General features: G+C 59.4%; 4 protein-coding genes. 3 read left to right on the forward strand and 1 reads right to left on the reverse strand.

Features of this window, described 5'->3' with window-relative positions; translation table 11 throughout:
• Window positions 1–673, reverse strand: a 673-nt coding sequence (locus B3849_RS10090) for a MurR/RpiR family transcriptional regulator (protein WP_286780087.1), incomplete at its 3' end; no start/stop codon positions are given.
• A gap of 114 nt (window positions 674–787) precedes the next feature.
• Between B3849_RS10090 and B3849_RS10095 the strand changes: the two genes are divergently transcribed.
• The 3 genes from B3849_RS10095 to B3849_RS10105 all read left to right on the forward strand — a co-directional run.
• Window positions 788–1,555 carry an N-formylglutamate amidohydrolase gene (locus tag B3849_RS10095; protein WP_286780088.1) on the forward strand — a complete coding sequence of 256 codons (768 nt, stop codon included), beginning with the start codon at window positions 788–790 and terminating at the stop codon, window positions 1,553–1,555.
• Window positions 1,552–2,073: a TRAP transporter small permease subunit gene (locus B3849_RS10100; protein WP_005849730.1), complete on the forward strand. Its 522-nt coding sequence runs from the start codon at window positions 1,552–1,554 to the stop codon at window positions 2,071–2,073. Before B3849_RS10095 ends, B3849_RS10100 begins: the two co-directional genes overlap by 4 nt.
• Window positions 2,063–3,114 (forward strand): TRAP transporter large permease (locus tag B3849_RS10105; protein WP_286780089.1); only part of this gene is annotated, 1,052 nt, incomplete at its 3' end. The genes B3849_RS10100 and B3849_RS10105, both read left to right, overlap by 11 nt.

The raw sequence follows: 3,114 nt of genomic DNA on the forward strand, positions 1-3,114 counted from the left end.
TTTCGATAGGCGACCCCCAGGCATCGGTGAACAGCACGATGGTCGCGCCTTGCTTGACCGCAAGATCGGCGAGCTTTTCCAGCTCTTTTTCGTAGCGGCGGATGTCAAACACGATCAACACTGAACCCGCGTCCATATCCAGCAAGGATTGCGGCCATGCACTGGGGGAGGAATCGAGCAGGGTGACCTGCGGCCGGATGATCTGCAGGTGGTTGAAAAAGTAATGCGCGTTGGACCGCGTGATCCGCCCGCCCAGCAGGTAGAGCCTGTGCGACGGATCGGAAAGCAGCGCCGCAACCTCGTCGAATTCAGCCAGATCAAGCCGTTCAAGCGTGCGGTTCACATTGCCCGATACCGCCTGAATAAAGCGCGATACCACGTGGTCGCTGCTGTCACCGGGGGTGTCGAGCTTGGCCAGCGGCTTTTTCATCCGTGCGCCGATTTCGTCGCGGATGGCGTCCTGCATATCCGAGAAACCGTCGAACCCCAGCTTGCGCGCCAGCCGGATGATGGTGGGCGATGACACCTCGGCCAGCTCGGCCAGCCGTGTGATGGATTGCAGCCCCGTGAGCAACTGGTCGTCCAGCAGAACAGCCGACAGTTTACGCTCTGCCGCCGTTAGCTCGGTCTGCTTTTCTTTCAGCAGATCGCGGACCAGTGCTTTTTTGTGCAACTCATGTTCCTTTCGGTACAGCGCAGATCAGTGTGAAGCAAAGATTACAGAAAAAATCTTGACAGGCTAGAAAATTCTGTAGTGATTGTGAGGCAACAAGACGATAGGGGCACCGTGACCAATACCGACTGGAATGCCGTAAACATCGTGAACCCGCAGGGACAGGGGGGCTGGCTGCTGGTGTGTGAACACGCTTCGCGCCGGATACCCGATGCGTTGGACGGGTTGGGGTTGTCCCCTGCGGCAAGCTGTTCGCACGCCGCGTGGGACATCGGCGCGCTGGATGTGGCGCACGCGCTGTCAGATGCTCTGGACGCGCCTTTGGTGGCCGGTGACATCTCCCGTCTGGTCTATGATTGCAACCGCCCGCTTGCGGCCCCGGACTGTATTCCGGCGCGCAGCGAAGTCTATGACATCCCCGGAAATGCCGCTTTGGACGATGCCGGACGACAGCAGCGTTTTGACCAAGTGCATACGCCATTTCACGATGCGGTCGCCCGTGTTCGCGAAAGCTGGCAGCCCGCCCAAGCCGCGCCGGTGCTGGTCACGATCCACAGCTTTACGCCTGTCTATAACGGGGCGACCCGCGCGGTTGAACTTGGCTTTCTCTACCACGCGCAGCCCGCCGCCGCGCAGGCCTTGCTGGCGGTTGAACAGGCGCGGGGGCGATATGCGTCGGCGTTGAACGAACCCTATGCCGCGACGGACGGCGTGACCTACACGCTTGAAAAACATGGCGAGGCGCAGGCGCTGCCCGCCGTGATGATCGAGATTCGCAATGATCTGATCGATACACCCGAAAAAGCGCGGGCCATGGCGCGGCATCTGGCCGAAAGCCTGACCCAAGCCTTTCCCATCCCCGACAGCGAGGCTGCAGAATGAACGCGATGCGCAGATATATCCGGGTGGTCGACGGCTTTAACTATGGCCTTGGCCGGATCATGATGTACGGGATTTTTGTGCTCATGGGGATCCTGCTGTGGTCGTCCTATAACAAGACATTCGCCTCGCCCCAGATCTGGACGCTGGAAATGGCGCAGTTCGTGATGGTGGGCTATTACATCCTTGGCGGGCCTTATGCTTTGCAGATGGGCGCGAACGTTCGGATGGACCTGTTCTATGCCGAATTGACCCCGCGCAAGAAGGCCTGGACGGACTGTATCACCGTCTTTTTCCTGCTGATCTATCTGGTGATCCTGCTGTGGGGCGGTATCGAATCCACGATGTATTCGTTCAAATACGGGGGGGAGCGCAGCCCGACCGCGTGGCGTCCCTATATGTGGCCGGTCAAAGTGACCATGTGCATCGGCATCACCCTGATGCTGCTTCAAGCTGTCTCTGAACTGTTCAAGGACATCCTTTTCCTCAAATCGGCAGAGGAGACCCGCGATGCCCTATGAGTTGATCGCCATCCTGATGTTTTCGACCATGATGCTGATGCTGCTGACCGGACAGCGGGTGTTCGGGGCCATCGGCTTTGTCGCGGTGATTGCGGCGCTGTTTCTTTGGGGGGATCGCGGCGGCTATGACATCGGGTTCTCTGCCGCGATCAAGCTGATGCGTTGGTATCCGCTGCTGACCCTGCCGATGTTCATCTTCATGGGGTACGTGCTGTCGGAAAGTAAAATTGCCGACGATCTATATAAAATGTTTCACGTGTGGATGGGCGGTTTGCGCGGGGGGCTGGCCATCGGGACGATCGGGTTGATGGTGCTGATCTCTGCCATGAACGGCCTGTCGGTGGCGGGCATGGCGATTGGGGCCACGATTGCGCTGCCCGAGCTTTTGAAACGCAACTATGACAAGCTGATGGTGACAGGGGTCATTCAGGCGGGGTCCAGCCTCGGTATCCTTGTGCCGCCGTCGGTCGTGCTGGTGCTCTATGCCATGATCGCGCGGCAACCTGTGGGGCAATTGTGGCTGGCTGGCGCGATCCCGGGGCTGATGATGGCCACGATGTTCATCATCTATATCGCCATCCGCTGCCGCCTGAACCCCGATCTGGGCCCCGCCCTTTCCGCCGAGGAACGCAATGTGGGTTGGCCCGAAAAGCTGCGCTTGCTGCGCGCGGGCCTGCTGCCGGTCGTGATCTTTGCCGTGATGATGGTGCCCTTTGTGAACGGCTGGACCTCGCTTGTCGAAAGCTCTGCCATTGGTGCGATTGCGGCCTTTCTGGCTGCTGTGCTCAAGGGACGGATGACGCGGGCGGTGTTCGAGACTTCGGTGCGCCAGACCCTTGCGATCACCTGCATGTTCATGTGGATCATCCTCGCCGCGCTGGCCTTTGGTGCGGTGTTCGACGGGCTTGGGGCGGTCAAGGCGATTGAAAACCTGTTTACCGAACAATGGGGTCTGAACCCTTGGGTGATCCTGATCCTGATGCAGCTGTCGTTTCTGGTCATGGGGACGTTTCTGGACGACACGGCGATGCTGGTCATCGT

Source organism: Sulfitobacter sp. UBA4523 (assembly GCF_002388305.1).
In the GTDB taxonomy this organism is placed as follows: Bacteria; Pseudomonadota; Alphaproteobacteria; order Rhodobacterales; family Rhodobacteraceae; genus Sulfitobacter; species Sulfitobacter pontiacus.